14 protein-coding genes and 1 pseudogene are annotated in these 22448 nt (G+C 25.9%); 13 read left to right on the plus strand and 2 right to left on the minus strand.

Features of this window, described 5'->3' with window-relative positions:
* The first annotated feature begins 227 nt into the window (after positions 1–227).
* The 9 genes from Tmeso_RS15070 to Tmeso_RS15110 all read left to right on the plus strand — a co-directional run bounded on the left by Tmeso_RS15070 (position 228) and on the right by Tmeso_RS15110 (position 16053).
* Positions 228–950 (plus strand): hypothetical protein, encoded by a 723-nt coding sequence (locus Tmeso_RS15070; RefSeq protein ID WP_099192683.1) that lies wholly within the window; start codon positions 228–230, stop codon positions 948–950.
* Entirely contained in the window at positions 947–2554 is a 1608-nt protein-coding gene (locus Tmeso_RS15075) for an ORC-CDC6 family AAA ATPase (protein ID WP_099192685.1), read from the plus strand. The genes Tmeso_RS15070 and Tmeso_RS15075 overlap by 4 nt, the downstream gene beginning before the upstream one ends.
* 334 nt (positions 2555–2888) lie before the next feature.
* Complete coding sequence (locus tag Tmeso_RS15080) at positions 2889–4061, plus strand: hypothetical protein (RefSeq protein ID WP_099192687.1); 1173 nt, start codon at positions 2889–2891, stop codon at positions 4059–4061.
* Positions 4062–4417: 356 nt separating this feature from the next.
* The gene (locus tag Tmeso_RS15085) at positions 4418–5422 is read left to right on the plus strand and encodes a Wadjet anti-phage system protein JetD domain-containing protein (RefSeq protein WP_099192689.1); all 1005 of its coding nucleotides are present in this window, start codon (positions 4418–4420) and stop codon (positions 5420–5422) included.
* Between the two features lie 5 nt (positions 5423–5427).
* Positions 5428–7056 (plus strand): hypothetical protein, encoded by a 1629-nt coding sequence (locus tag Tmeso_RS15090; RefSeq protein ID WP_099192711.1) that lies wholly within the window; start codon positions 5428–5430, stop codon positions 7054–7056.
* A gap of 12 nt (positions 7057–7068) precedes the next feature.
* Positions 7069–7797, plus strand: coding sequence for a DUF6063 family protein (locus tag Tmeso_RS15095; protein WP_099192691.1), 729 nt, complete (start codon positions 7069–7071; stop codon positions 7795–7797).
* Positions 7784–12154 (plus strand): coiled-coil domain-containing protein, encoded by a 4371-nt coding sequence (locus Tmeso_RS15100; RefSeq protein WP_099192693.1) that lies wholly within the window; start codon positions 7784–7786, stop codon positions 12152–12154. Before Tmeso_RS15095 ends, Tmeso_RS15100 begins: the two co-directional genes overlap by 14 nt.
* 462 nt (positions 12155–12616) lie before the next feature.
* Entirely contained in the window at positions 12617–14383 is a 1767-nt protein-coding gene (locus tag Tmeso_RS15105; RefSeq protein WP_099192697.1) for a sigma-54 interaction domain-containing protein, read from the plus strand.
* 317 nt (positions 14384–14700) lie between these two features.
* A complete protein-coding gene (locus Tmeso_RS15110) occupies positions 14701–16053 on the plus strand; it encodes an aspartate aminotransferase family protein (RefSeq protein WP_099192699.1) in 1353 nt (450 codons plus the stop codon).
* Positions 16054–16166: 113 nt separating this feature from the next.
* Here Tmeso_RS15110 and Tmeso_RS15115 read toward each other — a convergent pair whose 3' ends face one another.
* Complete coding sequence (locus Tmeso_RS15115) at positions 16167–16550, minus strand: hypothetical protein (protein ID WP_099192701.1); 384 nt, start codon at positions 16548–16550, stop codon at positions 16167–16169.
* Positions 16551–16842: 292 nt separating this feature from the next.
* Positions 16843–17469: a peroxiredoxin gene (locus Tmeso_RS15120; RefSeq protein WP_099192712.1), complete on the minus strand. Its 627-nt coding sequence runs from the start codon at positions 17467–17469 to the stop codon at positions 16843–16845.
* Between the two features lie 213 nt (positions 17470–17682).
* Here Tmeso_RS15120 and Tmeso_RS15125 point away from each other — a divergent pair, with 213 nt between their 5' ends.
* From Tmeso_RS15125 to Tmeso_RS15140, 4 genes and pseudogenes are all read left to right on the plus strand, one after another.
* Positions 17683–19023 (plus strand): hypothetical protein, encoded by a 1341-nt coding sequence (locus Tmeso_RS15125; protein WP_099192704.1) that lies wholly within the window; start codon positions 17683–17685, stop codon positions 19021–19023.
* Between the two features lie 240 nt (positions 19024–19263).
* Positions 19264–19674, plus strand: a complete 411-nt coding sequence (locus Tmeso_RS15130; RefSeq protein ID WP_099192706.1) for a hypothetical protein — start codon at positions 19264–19266, stop codon at positions 19672–19674.
* A 261-nt stretch (positions 19675–19935) separates the two neighbouring features.
* Positions 19936–21825 carry an endonuclease MutS2 gene (locus tag Tmeso_RS15135; RefSeq protein WP_099192708.1) on the plus strand — a complete coding sequence of 630 codons (1890 nt, stop codon included), beginning with the start codon at positions 19936–19938 and terminating at the stop codon, positions 21823–21825.
* A 133-nt stretch (positions 21826–21958) separates the two neighbouring features.
* A pseudogene (locus Tmeso_RS15140) lies at positions 21959–22448 on the plus strand (HTH domain-containing protein); the annotation flags it as partial.

Consider the following 22448-nt stretch of genomic DNA (forward strand, 5'->3'; position numbering starts at 1 on the left):
CTGAAACATTTATACATACCTCCTTGTATTTTTTTGTGTAGGAACTTAATTATAACAAGGTTTTGTATAAATGTTTTTTTATTTTATTCAAATGGAAATTTATTGAAGTATTTTTGCACTATTATAGTTTAGCATACTAAAAAGGTATAAAAAGGAATAAAATGTAGAAATTTGATATTCGTTATTATATAATTAAATAAACAACAAATTAGTGAAGGATGTGAGAAATGAAAAGTTATAAAAAAATATATAGCGAAATAAATAAATTAAATGGAAGTATTGTAGAAGAAACATTTGACTATGACAAATCGGGACTATTATCTAAGAGTCATTATTTTGGCACTGAATATGAGAAATGGATTGACTTGATTACCAATAGAAAAGAAAATATCCTATATAAGTCTGCATTAAACGAATATTATATGTCTAATTTAGCATTAGTTCAAGGAAATTATAGACATGCATTTGTTTCTTTGAGATTTTTTATTGAGCAAACATTATTTGGAATTCAATTATCTATTAATGAACAAGAGTTAAAAATGTGGCTTAATAGAAAAAAAGACATGTATTGGTCAAGTATAGTTAATGAAGAATCAGGAATTTTTTCTAAAGTGTATATAGATGTGTTTTGTCCTAATCTATCAAGGTATGCTGATAAATACAGAAATATGGCAAAGCAAGTGTATAGAAACTGTTCTGAATATATACATGGCAATGATATTATCGATTGTAGATTACCAGAAAAAATTCAATTTGATGAAATGGCATTTAATGCATGGCATAAAGAAGCGACAATAGTAAAATCTGTAGTAACATTTTCAATGTTTGTTAGATACTATGACTTATTAGATAATATGGAAGCAAAAGAAAATTTTGAATCATATTTAACTGATATCATTGGTCATAAACCAGAAATACAACAATTTTATGATAAGGAATGTATAGCATGAGTGAATTTTTTTTAAGGACTGAAGAAATAAAATTAAATAAGTTAACTGATTTATTTGTTGAAATGAGCCAAGATAAAGTCACTATTGAGAAGTTGAAATCATCGTCTCCAGTAATATTAGTTGGTAGTCGAGGTATGGGTAAGTCTTTCTTATTAAGAATGACTCAACTAGAGTTAAAAAATGAATTTGAGGAAAAACGAATACTTCCTGTATATGTTACTTTTAGGAGATCATCACTTATACAAACTTCTAATGATAAGCAATTTCAGCTGTGGATGTTATCTAGATTATGTTCAGAACTTGTTAAGGCGTTAAGATTACAGGGAATAACTCCTGCCACATCAAACGCATTTAATTCTTTAACAAGAGGTATTGGAAGAAATAATTCTGATACAGCTATTGATGAGCTACTCGAGAAGTTTGAAAATTCATGGAAAAACCCAGGTATTGAGTTAGATGCTTCTATCCTCCCAACTATTGATAATTTTACTGATATTATACAAGATATCTGTGAGGAACAAAACATAGAAAGAATCGCTTTTTTTATAGATGAAGCAGCACATATATTTATTCCAGAAAATCAGAGACAATTCTTTACTATGTTTAGAGATTTAAGAACGCCATATATAACTGTTAATGCTGCAGTGTATCCAGGAGTAACTATGTTTGGAGATACATTTGAACCCATGCATGATGCTACTTTTATAAATATGGCGAGAAGCATTGATGAGGATAATTATATCTTTAAGATGAAAGAATTGGTCTTAAAGCAAGTTGATGATAGCATGAGAAAAAATATAAACAGTAGGAGTGAAAATTTTAGTATTTTAGCATATGCTGCAAATGGGAATCCAAGGCATTTACTTAAAACAATAGCGCAATGTGAAAAACTAAATACTAACTCAGTTAATAAAGTAATTAGAGAGTATTATCGTACGGGAATATGGGCGGAGCATTCTCAGTTAGGTGAGAAAATAACTGGTCATGATATATTAGTTGATTGGAGTAGAGATTTTATTGAAAATATTGTTCTACCAGATTTGAAAGATAAAAATGATAGGTATCTTAGTGAAGGAAAAAAAACAACACTATATTTTTGGGTACATAAAAATGCACCGCAACTTGTAAAAGATGCATTAAGAATTTTGGAATATACAGGAATAGTTTCAGGACATTCTAAAGGAATTAAGGCAAGTAAAAGTGAAGTTGGAACAAGATATAGTGTTAATTTTGGATGCTTATTGGCACTTGAGTCTAGTGCAACTAAAACTGCCTTAGATATAATTCATAATTCATCAGTAGCTAGAATGAGTGAATTTGGAGCTAATAGTAAATCGTTTATTCAACTTAGTCAAAGTTCTGAAAAAATATGGAATGGTTATACTGATGATATTCTACAAAAGCAATTAAATAAGAGTATAGATTGTCTAGATTTGACTTATTGGCAAAAACAAAAGTTGAGAGAAGTAAATCTATTAACTATAGCTGAAGTGCTAAAAGCACCAGAAACTAAACTGATGGAAGCGTATTATGTTGGGACCGTTAAAGCACGTCAGATTAAGAATTCTGCATTGGCGGCAGTTTATGAATACTTATCTGGATGATACTAAATGTAAATAACATATTATAATTATAGATTAGACCTTTAACCACTGAGTTAAAGGTCTATATTAAGTTTTTGAAGCAATAACATAGTTAAAATAATGTTCAATAGGATATGTTGTAAGATACATTAGTTTTGTAGTATTAAGAATAGTTTTACAAATTAACTAATGCATATAATGAGAAATTTGAATACATATGCTTGATAATTAATGCTAGGTAAAATTTATTAAAGTTTAGTATTATTGTGAACTGTATTATTAAGTAGCTATTGTTTCATGATTATATATTGAGAATTAAATTATAAGGTGAAAATTTTTATAAGAGGAGTAATTTATGTTAGATAAGTGGTTTACAAAGAAAAATAAATATAAAAAAGAAAATCCTGATGCTACATATGAAATGTATAGTATTAACGAATTCATTTTTGATGAAAAAATTAAGAAAAAAGTTAATCGGCTTCTTAAAAATTACAGAGATGAATTTAAACCTAAATTGTTAAAGGAGAATAGTACTACTGATATGGGAATGCTTTTAGCTACACTACCTATAACTGATGAATTGAAGAGTTATTATAATAACGATTTATGTGTATCAGTTGCAACTAGTGTTGCAGTGGCAAGAGGTACTGATTTCAATTTAAGAACTCATGCATATTACGTAGAAAATGCCTTGTTAAGGATTTCAAATGCATGGGAATATCTATTTATTATTTTAAATCAATTTCTTTACACTGATTTGGTTGTAGGTAACGATTTAAGAAATAAAATTATAGAAGCTAAGTGCCATAATATTGATTTTGTCAAACACAATAAAGGATATAAACCAGTGATCACTCGTTTACCAGATAAAATAGTTGATAAGATAAAGCCTGAAATAAAAAAAGAGCATAAGTTATTTAATATTTCTACTAAGTCAAAAAGTAATTCTTTCCATAAGACACTAAAGAAAAAGTACTGTTCTAATGATAATTTACAGATTATTTTAGATTTGTATTATTGTAAAGATGTGAAAGAGATTATTGAGTTAAGAAATGAAATTGTTCATAGAAGATCTTTGGGAGCGAAATTTTCAGTCGCACCTATTGATTTTATGCCCGCACAAGGAATAAATATAAATCCAAAGGGATGGTATGATTTTAAGAACTTAGATATAAAAATTGAAAAAAATCTAGTAGCTATACGAACAGCTACACAGATGGTGATTGATATCATATTTACTAATGATGTTCCTAATCAGAAAGCTAATGAGGATAAAACTTTCTTTGTATACAAAGTAGAGTGTTGTAATTGTTCAAAAAAATTATTAATTAATGATGTTACAGTGGATTATTTTAAAAAACATGGAGAACTTCTTATCTGTCCTTATTGTAAGGGGAATAATACAACTGTGAAAGAAAAAATAGAAGTCCATGATAGATATTATTTTTCTAATATCCGTGAATATAATGAATTCATTTTTGACTATTGGAAGATTCATGATGAAAAAAGAGAACATATAAGAGAGTAAAAAATTTTATATAAACTAAATTAGGATTATAATTATTAAGATTATTGAATAAGATAGTAAGATTCATAAGAATAAGAAGCTGATAGGCAAATTGCATTCTCTTTGAATATAATTAGTGGATTTAGATGGAGGTGATTCGTCTACACCAGTGAAATACACGACCGTACTGAAGAAATTCAGTGCGGTCTTTTTAGTTTATAAGCAATGTTAGTCAATAGATTTATTAATTTTATAAACAAGCCAAAAGATAAATCTATATTATATATTTTAATGGAAATAATAAGAGCTTATTTAATTATAAGTCCGCCATTGTATGCTATAATAAACATAATAATTTTTAATAATATGGAGGAGATATGATAAGCAAATTAAAGAAAACCTACATTTATTTAGATGAAATAAAAAAAATATATAAAATAGAGGAACATAAAGAAACCGTAGAACTGATTAAAAACTTAGTTAGTGAAAATAGATTAAAGCCAATTACAACATCAGATTTAACTCCAATGTATGAGAGAATATATACAAAGTACAGAATTATAAAGGTAAAGAATGAAAAAGATGAACTTGATTTAGAGGAAATAAATTATAGAATACATCCAAGGTTAAATATAGAGTATTATAGAAAAAACATAGAAGAATATAGAAAAAATAAAGAAAAAATAATATCATTAAATAAGTATCTTATTGAAAAATCGGAAAGTTTTTCAAAAATAATATCTGTAAATGAAAGGTCGTATGAAATATTTAATGACGAAAAATTTATAAATAGTGATAAAGGTAAAGTTATTCTTAAAAATTTAAAAATTGATATAATAAAGGATTTGAATGTGTATAAGACACCAGAACCTTTTATCTATTTATCAATAAATAGGGTATCCCCTCAGACTGTGTTAATTGTGGAAAATAAAGATACCTATATTACAATATCTAAAATGCTTTTAGAAGGCAAATGTATTCTTGAAAGAAAAATAGATACTATTGTATATGGGGAAGGAAAGAAGATTATAAGTAGCATAAACGGAATTAATGACGATATCACATTAGAGTATCTAAAAAATGCAAATAATGAATTTTTATATTGGGGGGATATTGATAGAGAAGGTTTTAGCATTTATTCATCATTAAGACGAAACTTTGACTTAAATACTATAAGTTTATGGGAAAAACCGTATAAATTAATGATTACAAAATGTAATGATAAAAATTTAAGAAAGACACCAAAAGAACAAAAAGTTAATTATGAAGAGGGGATAGAAACAATTAATGATAATGTACTTAAAAAAGAAATTGAAGATATTTTATTAAAGGGTAGGTATATACCACAAGAAGCACTTAATATGTACGACCTGGAGGTGTAATGGCTATGGATATGATAAATATTATAGGGGGTTACAATAAAAGAATTAATGCTATTGGATCTTATTATTTAATATCATCTATATCAAATAATAGAAATAAGTTTAAAGAATTTACAAATATAGAGTTCTATAATTTATTAATTGAAGTATTATGTTTTATATTTGAAAAGTCCTTAAGAAGACAATATTGTATTAGAGATGACATTAAATACTTTATTGAAAAATTAAATATTATTTCTTATAAAAAATTGTTTTCATCAGAAGATTTAGATGAATTGACGAATTACATTATCAATGGTTTAACTAATAACGGTAAAACTTTTTTATTCCCTTATTATTCAGTTGAAAAAAATGAGCATATTGACGCTAGTATAAGAATTATAGAAGATAAAAACGTGAAAATTAATAACCAAGAAAGACTATCTTACTCACTAACAACAGAAGGGTACAGACTACTTTTATCAACTAAAGAATATGATGAATTGTTTCAAATTCAAATATCTCAAATGGTTGCAAGGCTTAGAATAGATAAAGGAGATTACACAGGTGCAAAGCAAGATATCTATGAGATAGTAAATACCTTAGAAGTACAAAGACAAAAAATTGACAATTACATAAAAATAATTAAAGTAGATATCTTTTATATTAGAGAAAATCAATATTCAAATGTAATAGATACAACTGTAAGTATATTATTAAATGAAATGGATAAATATGAGGAATTAAAGCAAGATGTTTTATTAATTATAAGAGATAAAGAGGAATATTTAGAAGGAGAAGAAGAAATTAGTAAAGAAAAAATTGAAGATATTAGGATTCAGTTAATACATATGAGGGATTTAATAGAGGGTGTAACAATGGCTAAAAATACAGCCGCTAATCTTATTTCGAGAGTTCAAGATTTTAGAGAAGAGTTTTCTGATATATTAAAAAAATTATTAAGAACACCAGTATTAAAAAGATTTAATTTCAAAGAAGAAATTCTTGACAAACTTGAAAAAGATATTAATTTTTTATATGTGATTAAAGAATTATACGTTCCTTTATTTAAAGCAGAAATTCCTAATACTTTTAATGTTAGTGTCCCTTATCAAGAGCAAATGTTAATTGAGAAGGAAGATACTAAAGAAGATACAATACATGATAAGGATGACTATGATATTTTAGTGGATGAAGAAAAGGAATCTAAAATACTCTATTGTGAGAATTATTATTATACATTTATTAAGGCTTTATTTGAATATGGATTTGAGAAAGAAAACTTTACTTTAAGGGAATTTTTAAATCATTTCCTAAAGATAAATAAAGATCTATATATAGAACTTACAATGGATTCAAAGCTAATGAGAGATGTAGTTATGTTTTTTGCAAATCAGAGGGAAGCAATTTATATAAATAAAATTATGAAACTGATAAATAATAGTACGTTTTCACCTAATACTGATTTTCAAATAGAAAGAATCGTTGAAAGGTTAGTAAACGAAGAATATAATCATATGCAAAGAATAGACTATTTGATTTCAGAAAAAATCTTAGGTGATGAAATGATTATAAATACTGAAATTAACTTAGAAGATATGACTGCTGTGAAATTGGAATTAACTAATATAAATTTTAAATTAATTGGACTATAAGAGGTGGATTTGATGAATATATCTTTAAAAGACTATAAAACTGCTAATGAAATATTTTATAGATTACTTAAAAAGAGTGAGATAAAAGAAAAGGAATTTAAAGAATTATTTTTAGCATATGTAAATAATAGCTTTGTCAGGGAAGCGTTAGAAGGAATATGTGAAGTCGCTAAGGTTAAAATTATAGCAATATCAGATACATTATATTTAATACCTAATGAGGATAATGATATTATAGGGTTTGATTATAGAAAGGAACCTCTTCTTGGTAAGGATTTAAAGGATAGTTATTTAGCTTATTTAATAATGACAATTATATTCACTGAATTTACAAATGAACTTTCTCCAGCATCATATATTGATGTTCCTAAAATATTAACATTAGTGCAAGAATCCTTAGATAGAGTGGCTGCAAGAGATGATATAGAAGAAATTGAGAAAAAGTCTGCTTTTAATATAATAGCTATTAAAGTTTTATGGGAAAGTAAAAGAAAGTGGGATGAAGCAAGCAAAAAAGGTATACTTACCACATCAGCAGACTATCAAATTGGATTTATAAGAAGGGTGATAAATTTTCTGAAAAACCAAGGTTTAGTTATATACATTAGAGATGAAGATAAGATAAAACAAACTAATAGATTTAGAGAACTTATGAACAATCATTTTTTAGATGAAGATAGAAAAACATTAATTGAAGAGTTAGTTTTAAGAAAAGGGGAAGAAGCTAATGCCACTAATTAATAAATATAAGATAATAAATTTTAAATATGGTAAAGGAGTGGATAGACTACTTAGCAATAGAACAATGGAACTTTATGGTGATAATTTACAGGTGGAGGCAGAAAATACTGCAGGTAAGACCATGAGTATTCAAACGGCTATTCAAAGTGTTTGTCCTCTATCAAATGTTGCAAAGCCATTCTCTGCAATCTATACAAAAAAAGAACCTGTATATTCTCTTATAGAATGGATACTTGATGATGATAAAACGTTATTATTAACGGGAATTGGATTTGAAAGAAAGGCAGGTTCAAGTAATGAACAGAAGAAGGAAAGAAAGGATGATTTATATAAATACTTTACTTTCATTATTGAGGAATCTGCTGAAATTGGAATAAATATTGAAAACATACCGTTATTAAAAAATAATGCTAATGGGAATAAAGTTGTTCAATCTTTAGCTTCAACAGAAGAATATATAAAGAATCTACAAGCTAAATACGGTAAAAGTAAAATTCATTTCTTTAACAGTAATGGGAAGAAGGCATATAGAGAAAGGTTAGGGGAATATGGAATATCTCAAAGTGAATGGAAGGAAGTCATTATTAAACTAAATAACAATAATAAAGAGGGGGGGCTTTCTGAATTTGTAAACGAATACAATACAGGGGAAAAACTTATAAGAGACAGCATATTACCATTAATTGAATCGAGTTTATCTAATAAAGGTGATGGTATGGCACAAATAGTGGTTTTAAAAGACCAAGTAAGAAAATGCTTAAATAATATTATTGAAATGAAAGATAAACTTGCTGACCATAAAAATTATATATATCTAAATGAATTTATTGGTGACATAGAACTGAAATTACAAGAAATTCTTAAATTAAATGAAGAAGAAAGAAATATTAGAGATGAACTTGCAAGTCTATATATGTATATAAGAAACAAGAAAAAAGCATTGGAAGAGAAAATTAATTTCTATAAGAAAGAAGAAATATTAAAAACGCAAGAAAAATCACAAATCAAATATGAAGAGGATAGTTATACATATAATTCTAAAAATACTGAAATTGAGGGGTTGAAAGTAAGATTAAAGAATATTGCAAGAAAAATAAGTAAAGAAAGTGATGATAAAGATTTAAATACTCAATATTTAAATATACTAAAGTACAAAGATAAAAAATCTCAAATAGAAGAAGAGGAATTAGATAAAGTTAAGAAGGAAACTGAAAAAAATAAAAAAGATAAAAGTTACGAAGAGATTGTAAAAGTACTTAATGAACTAGGAAGTAGCATACATTTTTATTTACTTGAGGACATTAAAGAAATTAATGTAAAACTAAAAGAAAATAATGATAGAGATTCTGAATATAAAAGGAAGAAGGAAGACTTAAAAAATTATAAGAAAAAAATCGAAGAGACATTAATAGATATTGAGTCTAAAAATAAATCTATTTTAGAAATGCAAAATAAACATGAAAAGGTGATAGAAAATTTTAAAGAAAAGAATCGCGATATTAATAAATTCATTTCCTACAGTTTTTTTGGAGAAATTATTGACTTTGGCAATTATTTAAATGTTATTGAAAAAGAAGCTTTTGAAGTCAATAATACAATACTCTCAGAAGAAAAAGAAATAGAAGATAAGAATAAGGAAATATCAAATATTTCAACTGAAATAAATAGATTAAGTGAAAAAAAACAACAAGTAATTAATAAACTTGAAAAATTAGAAAGAAGAAAAGAAGAATCGGATGAGATATTAAGAGAATACAGAAAAATAAATGAAAAATTTGAGATTAATGAAAGACTTGAAGAAACCTCAAAATTAAATATCTCTATTAAAAATGTTTTACTTAATTTAAATCTAAATAAAGATAATTTTATAGACAAAAGAAATGAGTTAAGGAAACAATTAGATGAGCTAGAAAACTATAAAACCATTAATTTAGATGAAGAGATTTTAGGAGAGTTAGACAAAAAAGGCATAAAGCCTATTGAAGGAATTAAATATATTATCAACTTACCAGTCGATATAGAATATAAAAAGAATTTAATTTTAAAAAATCCTCTTTTACCATATTCTATTATAATTACTAATGGTGAATATGAAAAATTAAAAAATATTCAATTAAAAAACAAAACTAAGATATCTATTCCAATTTTAATTAGAGATAAAATAGAAGAGGGGTTCTTTACTATTTCAAATAACCTGACTATAAGTAATGATGTTAATATTTTAACTTCTTTTGATACAAGTACTTTGGACCCAGAGAAAAGAATAAGTGATATTGAAAAAGTAAAAAGTCATATTAAAATAATAAAAGATAAAATAGAAGAAATCGAATATGAATATGATGAATTAAAAGATTTTATGGCAAAAACAAATGTGCTTAAATATACTACTAATGATTTAAATATTGATAAAGAAATTTCTGAGTATAAAAGAGAAAAAATTTCTTTAAGTAATAAAATTAAAAGTAAAGAAGGTAAAATAGAAAAATTTAATATTAAAGTTAAGAAACTAAATAGTAATAAAGGTAATTTGTTTTTGGAAAAAAATCAATATGAAAATAAATTAAATGAAATTAAAAAACTGGAAAATGAGTACTATATAATTGCTAAAAATAGAAGCAAGCTTAAAGATAATGAAAATAAAATAGAAAAAGTTACTCAAATAATTACAAGTACAGACGAAGAAATAGATCAAATTGAATCAAATATTAATGGTTTATATAAAATCAAAATAGTATTAAAATCTGATTTGAAAATACAAGAAAGTGAAATTGATAGATTTAAAATGTATGAATCTAAAAATATAGTTAACTTAGAATTAAAAGAACTTAAGGTTAAATATAAGCGATATTCGGAGGATTCTACAGCAAAAGAGATAAAAGATTTAAATGAAGATATAGAAAAAATTTTAAAAAGAATTGAAACTTATAAAAAAGAATTATCTGGTTTTGAAAGTAAAATTAATATACCAAACTTTGAACAAATAGTTATTCCGTATGAATCAGAAGAATTAGACGTAAAGTTATCTAGCAATGATAATAAGCTGGAAAAACTAAATAATGAAAGAGAAGAAATTGACAAAACAATATCAGGAATAAAAGGGGAAATAAAGACTATAAAGGGAAATATATTTGATAATTTCGATGGAAAGGAACCGTGCGATACATCGTTAATAAAAGATTTTAACTTTAAAGAAAGAAGGGAAAATATAAAAAAAGAGTTAAAGAATATAGAGTCAAATATTAAAATTAATAATGAAGAATGCTCTAAATTAGAGCAAGAGTTAAGAGACCTTAAAAAATATAAGAGGGAAGATGCAGTAATAATAAATCAGCCACAAAATGTATTTAACGAAAGCAGAAGGCTGCAAAATCTTTTAGATACAATAAAAAGTGATAGTAATGAATTAAAATATAATTACAATAATATGGTTATAGATCTTAGAGAATTTAATATTAAAAATCAAAATAAATATGAAAAAATCATTGAAAGCTTAATGATAAACAAGGATATATATGAAAAGCAATTAAGACAGGTGGATATTGTACTGCTTGTAATAAGAGAAGAAATTAGTAAGGTGGAAAAACACAGCGAGCAAGTTGAAAATGAGAAAAATTTAATTTCAAGGCATGTGAAAGATTATGTAATCGATTGTATTGAAGAGTTCAAGATAATAAATAAACTTGGTAAGCATAAAGGACAGCAGTTGTTTAAAATAAGATTACCTAAACAAGAAAAAATTGAGAATAGCTTACATTTAGTAAATATACTAATGGATGAAATTGTTGAAGATATGAACTTAGATGATGTAGATCAAAAAATAAATACGTTCTATATTCTCAATAGAATTATAAATATTGGTACAATACCAATATCCATAATAAAGTATGAAATTAACAGGACGGATACTATCAAATGGAATTCTATTAGTAATGAAACAACTGGTGGACAAAGATTTTGCATGTCATTTATAATGACAACATTATTGCTTGAATACAAGAGATATGATAGAAATGCAATAATAGATATTAGTAAATATAAAGGTAAAGTTCTACTTATGGATAATCCTTTTGGTGAAACATCACAACAAGATTTCCTAAAAGAGATATTTGAACTTGCTAAAAAGTTTAGAGTTCAAATAATTTCATACTCTCACATTACAAATGCATCCGTTAGAGGTATGTTTAATAAAATATACTTAATGACAGTAGAAAAAACTACCTCAAATAAAGAATTTGTGGATATAAGTGAGATTAAAAAAAGTAAAAATGAGCATAAGGAATCTGTTTCTATGAATAAATTTAATATAAGAGCTATTGAAAGAGTAGAACAAGATGATCTGTTTAAATTAATAAATTAAATAGATTTTGATATCTAATAATATTGATATTTACATAGAATTCCTTATTATAATTTTCTATTATTATAGCTACAACTTTAACTTGCTTTTTATTTTAGTAACCTCTAAATAAGATTAACATAAATGATATTAAATATAAAGTTTATAATATTGTTTATGTGTAAAAGTACGGTCTTACTATTTTTTGTAGACTTAGAAGAAAATAAGAAGGTAAAAAATTTGTCAATTGAAGCTGATAAATTTTTTATAAATATAGGGATTTAGATGAAAAGAAAGTAGATACAGTATATTTGTTAAACTATAACGTACATAGTAATATGAAAAATCCTAAATTATTAGGATTTTTTTTCTTAATGATAATATAAATATAATAATTTTTATTATTTTATAAAATGTTATAAACTTAGAAAAAATATGTTTATATAAAAATTATAAATATCAATCAAGAATAGGGGGGATTTAATGGACAATAATAAAATTATAGAATGTTTATATTCATTACTTATGAACAAAAATGTTGAAGTTCAAAATAGAAATTATATTGATGTAATTAAAGATTGTTTTTACCTTGAGACTGAACGTATTGAGCAAAAAGGCTGTATATTTTTAATGGATATTAATAAAACAATTATTGCTGCTTATGATTATGAAGAGAGTAAAAAATTAGAGCACTGTATAAATAGAAGCATTGATTTGCAGTTTGATGAAACATTACAGAATATAAAATTAACGAAAATATTTAAATTAGGAGATCAACAACATAGTATATATTTGTATTTATATAGAACGTCTAATTTCAACAATACATGCTACTATTTGTGTACATTAACTCAGAATGAAGATGACCTAAAATATAATAAATTATTAGAGAAGATTAATTTATATATGGATAAGTCTATACAATTGATCAATAAGTATAGTAATCACAATGATTTATTAATGAGAGCATTAGATGCAGTAAATGATGGAATATCTTTGTGTGATAAAGATGGATATATAAAGTATGCTAATAATGCATGTTATAATATCGCTGGAGTTGATAAGGAAAATCTACTTAATAAATATATAGGGGACATTTCAAAGGAAAAACCTATGCTTCTTCAGATTGTTGAAAATAAAAAAAGTATTATTGATGTAGAGTATTATTTAATTATTAAAGAAAAAACAAAACATTTAATTAATTCGGGGTATCCTATATTCAATGAAAAAGGTGATTTTATAGGAGCTATTGACATATTTAGAGGTATTGAACGAAGTAAAAAGCTTGCCAATACCATTGCTGGCTATCAAGCGTATTTTACATTTGATGATATTATAGGAAAGAGTAAAAAAATAGAAGAAAATATAAACTTAGCCAAAGTTTTTGCTCAAACTAATGAAAATATCTTAATACTTGGAGAAAGTGGTACGGGAAAGGAACTGTTTGCGCAATCTATACATAACTACAGTAATAGAAGAGAAAAACCTTTTATTGCATTAAATTGTGCGAATTTTCCCAATGAATTAATAGATAGTGAATTGTTTGGATATGATGAAGGAGCTTTTACTGGAGCAAGAAAGGGAGGTAAGATTGGTAAATTTGAGCTGGCAAATGGAGGCACATTATTTCTTGATGAATTAGGAGAAATGGAGATTCATCTTCAAGCAAAGCTTTTGCGTGTTCTTGAAACAATGTGTGTCAATAGAATTGGTGCAAATAAGCCAATTAGTGTTGATGTAAGGATTATTGCTGCTACTAATAGAAAACTAGAAAAATTGGTAAAAGACGGCAGATTTAGGGAAGATTTATATTATAGATTGAAGGTTCTTTGTCTAGAAATTCCTTCTTTAAGGGAAAGAGGTAATGATGTTTTATTGCTTTCAGAATATTTTATCAAAAATTTTCAGAATAAAATAAATAGGCATATAAAAGGTATGAGTGATGAAGCTAAAGAAGTGCTTATGAAACATACTTGGCCAGGAAATATAAGAGAGCTTGAAAATACTATATCAAGAGCATTATATATTGATAATAGTGATTACATAACAGTAACAACTCTAAAAATGGCTGGATTAAAAGAATGTGAGCATGAACAAACAATAAGAAAAGATTCAATTAAAATTAATAAGAAAATTATACTAGATACTTTAAAATCAACAAATGGAAATAAAAAAAGAGCATCAGAAATCTTAGGTATTTCTAGACCTACTTTTTATAAGATGCTAAAAAAATATGAATTAAATCAATAAGTGTTAACACATTTACATGTAAAATTGTTTACATACAAGGTGTAATATATAATTAATAGAGAATTATGATTTTGTTTATATGAGTTTCTATCATAAGTTTTAGAAAAGAAAATTTTATAAAAAGAGTAAAAATTAAAATATAAAAAGAGTTAAAGTGTAAACCAATTTACACTTTAACTCTTTTTATATTTTAAAGAAAATTTAAAGAAACCCTCTAAAATACACACTTTTCTGAAAAATCGAACTTTGGCACGGTACTTGCTAATATTAATAGTAATCTAATTGAAAAGTAATCAAATTTAAAAAGAGGTGTTTTTATGGAAAGAGATACTAACAATTGTATGCAAGTTGTAAATGAAGATAGTAAAATTATTTCAGCTTCATCACGTGTACCATATTATCCATTAGTTATAAAAAAAGGGTATGGCAGTACAATCGAAGATATTGATGGAAACAAGTATATAGATTTGCTATCTAGCGCAGGAGCAATAAATACGGGGCATTCTCATCCAAAAGTAGTGCAAGCAATCAAAAATCAAATAGATAACTTTATTCATTATACCACAGCGTATATGTACCACAAACCGATAGTAGAACTTGCTAACAAACTTATAGAAATAACTCCTGGAGATTTTCCGAAACAAGTAGCTTTTGGCTTATCTGGATCAGATGCAAACGATGGTATGATTAAGTTCGTGAGAGCATACACGGGTAGAAGTAAAATTATATCATTCATTAAAGCATATCATGGGTCTACTTATGGATCTCTTTCTTTAAGTGCTATTAGTCTAAATATGAGAAAAAAAATAGGGCCTCTACTTCCAGATATTCACCATATCCCATATCCTGATTGTTATCGATGTCCTTTTGGTCAGAAAAAAGAAAACTGTAGTATGGAGTGTATAAAGTATTTAAATACAGCGTTTAAACACTACATACCTGCACAGGAAGTTGCAGCAGTTGTAATGGAACCTATTTCGGGAGATGCTGGATTAATTGTTCCTCCCCAAGAGTATGTAGAAAAATTATATGATTTGTGTAAAGAAAATGGAATACTTTTTGTTAGTGAAGAGGTTCAACAGGGATTTGGGAGAACTGGAAAATGGTTTGGAATAGAAAATTTTAAAGTTATCCCCGATGTTATTGTAATAGGCAAAGCTGCTGCGTCAGGATTGCCTCTAAGTGCAATTGTAGCAAAAGAAGAAATTATGAAGTCATTAGAAGCACCAGCTCATATATTTACAATGGGAGGAAATCCTGTTTGTTGCAGTGCAGCAATTTCAACGATAGATGTAATAGTTGAGGAAAATTTATTAGAGCATGCTGAAAAGTTAGGAATACATGCAAAAGAGAGATTTAATGAAATGAAGAAACGATGTAACATTATAGGAGATGTTCGTGGAATCGGATTATCATTAGGAGTAGACTTGGTAAAAGATAGAGTAACAAAAGAAAAAGCACAAGAAGCTGCCGCTAAAATATGTTATAGATGCTGGGAAAAAGGATTGATACTTACATTTTTTGGTAGTAGCGTTCTTAGAATTCAACCACCTCTTGTAATAACAAGGGAAGAAATAGATAAAGCAATAGATATTATTGAAGAAGCAATTCAAGAATATCTAGCAGGAGAAATTTCGGATGAGGTACTGAATGTAACAAAAGGATGGTAGTAGAAATAATTAGGCAAAGGAAATTAAATAAAATGGTAAAATCAAAGCAATAAGTAAGATATTTTGTATTTATCAATATATAATGCCATGGCACTTGCCATGGCATAGGATTTTTATAATAAGTGCTCATTTTTTTCTATATATTCATTTAAAGCCATAGTTGTGACTTCTATAAGAGAAAGATTTTTCTCTTTAGCAATTTTTTCAAGACCTATTTTTATATTTTTATCAACTTTAAATCCAAGAGGTGTTGGACGAAGTTTTTTTAATTTTTCATCTATTTCTGATTTATATATAGTTTCGATTATAATTTTTTCGTTTGGGCCAGTTATATCTTCGTAAGTCCAACCATCAGGATTATACTTAGATTGCATATTTATGAAATTTCTTTTTTCAGCTCTTAAATCTCCTGTTATATTGTCCTCGATTATGAAATACATCATTTTTTTCTTTTTCTTATCATTTTTATGTTCTTGTTTTTCAAATAATATATTCATTAAACCACCCCTTTCGTTAATATAATATCAATTATACCACAAAAATTGGAAAATAAATATATGTTTTGGATAAGTTTATAAAGTTTATTAAATGTACATTTTTATTAAAATATGGGATTAATAGTTATTTATAAACTTATGATATTGCTGCATAATTTTAATGTTTTAGAGTATATTCATACAATTAACTTTACTATTTTTTTATATTGAGGATTGAAGTGCATACCAAAAGTTAGACACAAAATCTAACTTTTGGAGGTGTACTCAATACAAGCTTTTTTATTTGTATTAATTAATATTTGCCTACATACTCCCAACCTATAGGGATTCCTTTTTCACCTGGTTTCCAGTTAGCTGGAGCAGCTAAACCAGTTTTTAAATTGTATTGTAGACCTTGTATAATTCTTAAAATCTCATTTATATTTCTTCCAACAACCTGTGGGTTAACTAGATAAGCCTGAATATTTCCATCAGGGTCTATTATGAAAGCACCTCTATATGCAAATCCTTCTTTTTCATTTAAAACTCCATATTTCTTAGAAACTGCTTGCGTTCTATCAGACAACAAAGGATAGTTTATCTTTTGACCAGAAGGGGATTTTTGCATAAAGATTTTATGACAATAAATACTATCCGTACTAATAGCGAGTACTTCAGTATTTAAATTTTGAAATTCTTTATACGAGTCAGCAACTGCTGCAAGTTCAGTAGGTCAAACAAATGTGAAATCTGATCCATAAAAAAATACTACTACCCATTTACCTTTATAATCTGATAAAGAGACATCTTTAGGTTCCCCATCAACTATACCCTTTAAAGTGAATTCAGGTGCAGAATCACCTAGGTTAAAACCTTTATCACAATCTATATATTTATCATTACGTGCAGAAGACGTACGGTTTTTTTTAATTGATTTCATGTATTGTTTTTGATTCATTGAATATAAATATGGATTATACATTTACAATCCCTCCTTGCTAGTAGTATATTGTGGTTATATTTCTTTGCTACAATTTTAGTTTCTAAAGCTTCATAACAAATGTATCATTGATTTAAAAATGTAAAAATAATACAATTAGACATATAGAAAATAGGATTTAAAGCATTATAGTCAAAATGGGGGGCTAATCATATGAAACAAGAAGATAAAAAAGTTTTAAAAAAAATCATATCAATTTTAATTATTACAGTATTGATATATTCTTCAGTAACGTGGTTGAAATCTATTAATTCTTATAAAAAAAAATTAGATGAGATGATGAATAAGGATTTAAGAAACTTTAACTGGATGCTAGTGGATTTAAATGATGATATTGCAAATATGCTTATTTACAATGATAAAGAAATAAACAAGCATAATAATTTTAATTCTAAAACTAAAGAAGCTGTGGACTTAATATTATCAAATTTGACAGTTCAAAAGATATCGATTAAAAGAATAAATTTTGATGACAATTATTTGAATAATGTGTATTGGAATGTTGATAAAAATATAAAAAAGATTATTGAAGATAATTACATAGATGATAAAGAAGAAAGCTATTTAAGGACACTATACAATTATAATATAGAACTACTCAAATTATATAGTGAGTGTTCAGATGAAAAAAAAATAACGGATATATATTCAAGGTTTAACAATGAAGCAGATGAAATTTTAAATACAGAAGAGTTTAATAGCTTAAAAACATTTGGATTTAAAAATGTTGATTTGAATCAAGCTAAGAAAATTTGCGAGAATATATTTAAAAAAATAATTTCAATCGATAACAAAAATCAATACATATTTAAATTCAAAGAGCAGCATGATGAATATTATGAATTTGAAGGAGATATAGTCAGCAAAGGTTCGAATAAAAATAATATGTTAGCTGATATAAACTATGAAATTAGCTACAATATAGAAGATGATTCTATCTATATTATTCCAAAGTATAGTAGTGAAAAATATGATAATGTAATAAATGACACAAAAATAAATCTTTCAAAAGAAGGCATTGATAAAATTGCGAAAAAAATAGTTAGAAATATTTATGGTGAAGATATGGTGGATTATGACGCTGAATTACTTAGTTATACTGTAGATAAAATAGATAAAGAAAAATCAAAAATACTTGAAGAAGAAAAATTTGGAGGAGTTTCATATAAGTTTATAGGAATGCAGGGAGATATTTATGATAAAAGAAAAGAAGTAGATTTTGAAATTAATGAAAAAGGTATAATAAAATCATTTAATATGAGTATTACTGATTATAGTGGAAAGATTATTATTCCTAAAATAAATGAAGAAAAAATTCTTTCAAAATTTGATAAAGATTTTATAATTAAAAATTCTTTTTTAGTCATAAATACTGATGGAAAATTAGAGTATAAAGTTTTAGGAGAATATAATAAATCTATGTATACTGTAGTATTTGATGCTGAAACTGGAAAACAAAAAGACTTTTATAATGAAGTAATAGAATATAATTAAATTAGGTACAGTAAGTGCTATGTGTGTTTGGTTTATACAATATGGTATTTTATAGTATACATTAATTTTGTAAATATGATGGGTATTAAGATATCATAAAAATAATATATAAGAATTTAAAAAATTATAAGCGATTTTATGATACTATAGACTACATGATAAATAATAAGATTAGAGAAATAAGCTATATTTGATTTTTAAAATTATAAACGGTTTTAGTAAAAATAACGGAGGTAATATATGAATATAGAAGATTTTTTAAATTTAAAAGTTGATATAAAAAAAGGAGAATCGTTTGTACATAGAAATTGTTATCTGTATGAATTAATAGAAAATACTATTATGGATTCGGTTAATTCAGACATAAGCAATTCTGTGTTTTCTAACATAGCTATAAGAGAGGCTGTTCATACATTTTCAGAATATAGAGAAGACGATTATCCGGAAGAAGATATTTTTACAAGGTATGGAGTTTTAATACAAGATAGATACGATTTAATATTATATTTTTGCTATTTAGAGAATCAGTATAAGTATCTTAATATACTTAATGAATTAAGTGAGTTGAATGAGAGTGAAGCAATAACGATGCTTAATTATTACTTAGAAGAAACTTATAATAAATATTATACAGTTTTAGTAATAGATTAATCAAAATCTATAGAATTCAAAATGGATATATTAAATATTTAAAATAGATAGATTTGTAATTATAGATATTGAATAAAAATAATATATATGAAATAATATATTGAACAATAAAAATATTAAAGGAGATATGTTTTATGAAAAAATATAAATATGCTGAGCTGGTAGTTAAACTTAATAAATAAGGAGTTTAACCCAAAATAAGAATTCCTTATTTATTAAGTCCATTAGTATAAAAGACTAATAAATAAAGGAGAAATATAAATGAATAAAGATACATTTGAAAAATTACAGTTAAACGAGTTAAAAGAGATAATAAAAACTTATTGTGCAACTTCACTTGGTAAAGACCTTTTAGATAAGCTAACTCCCAGTGGAAATATTGATATAGTACAAAGAAGGTTAAGAGAAAATAAAGAAGCTAGGAGTATAATACAATCTAGTAACCACATACCTTTAGATGGTTTATCTAATGTAAATTTAATCATAGATAAGGTTGAAAAAGGAATGGTACTATACCCAGATGAACTTATACGTATGGAAGATTTTTTAAGAGGATGTAGAAAAATAAAGACTTTCATGATAGATAAAGGGTTTTATTCACCAATATTAAGTTCATATGCATCGAATATAACTGAGTGTGAGAATATAGAAAGCGAAATAAGATACTGTATAAAAGGAAACAAAGTAGATTCACAAGCTAGTAAAGAACTAAAAAAAATAAGAAGAGATACATTGTTAGCAGAAAGTAAAATACAAGAAAAATTAAATAAATTCTTAACATCATCTACAAACAAAAAATATATTCAAGAATTTATAATAAGTAAAAGAGATGATAGATATGTTATCCCTATAAAATCAACATATAAAAATGAAATTAATGGGATTATATTAGATACATCTTCAAAAGGAAATACAGTTTTTATAGAACCAAATAGTGTTTCCAAACTTAGTTTAGAACTTATAAATTTAAAGGCACAAGAATCTGTAGAAGAATATAAAATACTATCTTATCTAACAGAACTTATATTTGAAAAAATAGTAAATATAAAATTAAATATTGAGATAATAGCTGAATATGACATGGTATTCGCAAAAGCTAAATATAGTCAAAATATAAATGGAATTACACCTAAGATAAATGATATAGGTTATACGAAAATAGTAAATGGAAAACACCCTCTTTTAAAAGGAGAGGTTGTACCTCTTGACATTGAAATAGGGAAAAGTTATAGAAGTTTAATAATAACAGGACCTAATGCAGGAGGAAAAACAGTAGCATTAAAAACGGTAGGACTTTTAACATTGATGGCTCAATGTGGCTTTGATATATGTGCGAGTGAAGATACTCAAATAAGTGTTTTTGAAAATGTATTTGTTGATATAGGAGATAATCAAAGCATAGAAAATGCCCTTAGTACATTCTCTTCACATATAAAAAATATTGCACAAATAATGAATTTATCAAATAAGTCTACTTTAATTTTATGCGATGAAATTGGAAGTGGAACAGAACCTAATGAAGGATCTAGTCTGGCTATAGCTATTCTTGAAGAATTTTATAAAATAGGATGTGTAACAATAGCATCTACTCACTATGGTGAAATTAAAAAGTTTTCATCACTTCATCCTGAATTCGAAAATGCGGGCATGATGTTTGATAAAAATACTTTAGAACCACTATATAAGCTGACGATAGGTGCATCAGAGGATAGTAATGCACTTTTCATATCTAAAAAAATGGGAATAAAAGATAAAGTATTAAAAAGAGCTAAAGGGTATATAAATGATAAAAACTATAATTTAGATATAGTGAAAAAGAATAAGAAATATCCTTTTAAAGAAATAGAGATAAAAGAAGAATTAAGTGAAATATCTATATATGATATAGGGGATAGAGTTAAGTTACTAGATAAAGATGACTTTGGAATAATTTATAAACCAGTTGATAAATTTAACAACGTACAAGTTTTGCATAATGGAAAATTTATAGAAGTGAATGTTAAAAGAATAAAACTTAATTTAAAGGCCGAAGAATTATATCCAAAAGATTATGATATGGATAGTCTTTTTACGAGCTATAAAGAAAGGAAATTAGAAAAGGATATTAAAAGAGGATCTAAAAAAGCTTTAAAGATGATTTTAAAGAAATAGTTATATAGTTTAATAAAAATTAAGGCTATGGCATAAGTAAAATGTACCCTATAGAGTAGACACTATAAAAAAGTCTACTTTATAGGGTGTTTTTATGTATAATTAAATAAATGAGAATTGGGGGGAGAAAAAAATGAGTAAAAAGATATTTACAGAAGAACAAATAGAAACTTTGGCACAAAATAAATATGTGAAAAACGTTACCAATAAAGCAATCACGTATACTGATGAATTTAAGAAAATTTTTATAGCTGAGAATCAGAACGGAAAATTTCCTAGAGAAATATTCGAAGAATGTGGATTTGATGTAGATATCATAGGGATTGATAGAGTTAAAGCATCTGGGAAAAGGTGGAGAGCTGCTTATAGAAATAATGGTGTGTTTGGTTTAACTGATACAAGAAGAACTTATTCTGGAAGACCAACAACTAAGGAACTTTCATTAGAGGAGAAGTATGCACGACTTCAAGCAGAAAATAATTTATTGAAAGCTGAAAACGAACTTCTAAAAAAGATCGATATGATAGAAAGGATGATGATACCAAAGAAATAAAATTGCTTCCTAAAGACAAGTTCATAATAATACGAGATATAGTAAAAAAATATAAATTGAAAAATATGAT

It is taken from the genome of Tepidibacter mesophilus, from assembly GCF_002724055.1.
Taxonomy (GTDB): domain Bacteria; phylum Bacillota; class Clostridia; order Peptostreptococcales; family Peptostreptococcaceae; genus Tepidibacter_A; species Tepidibacter_A mesophilus.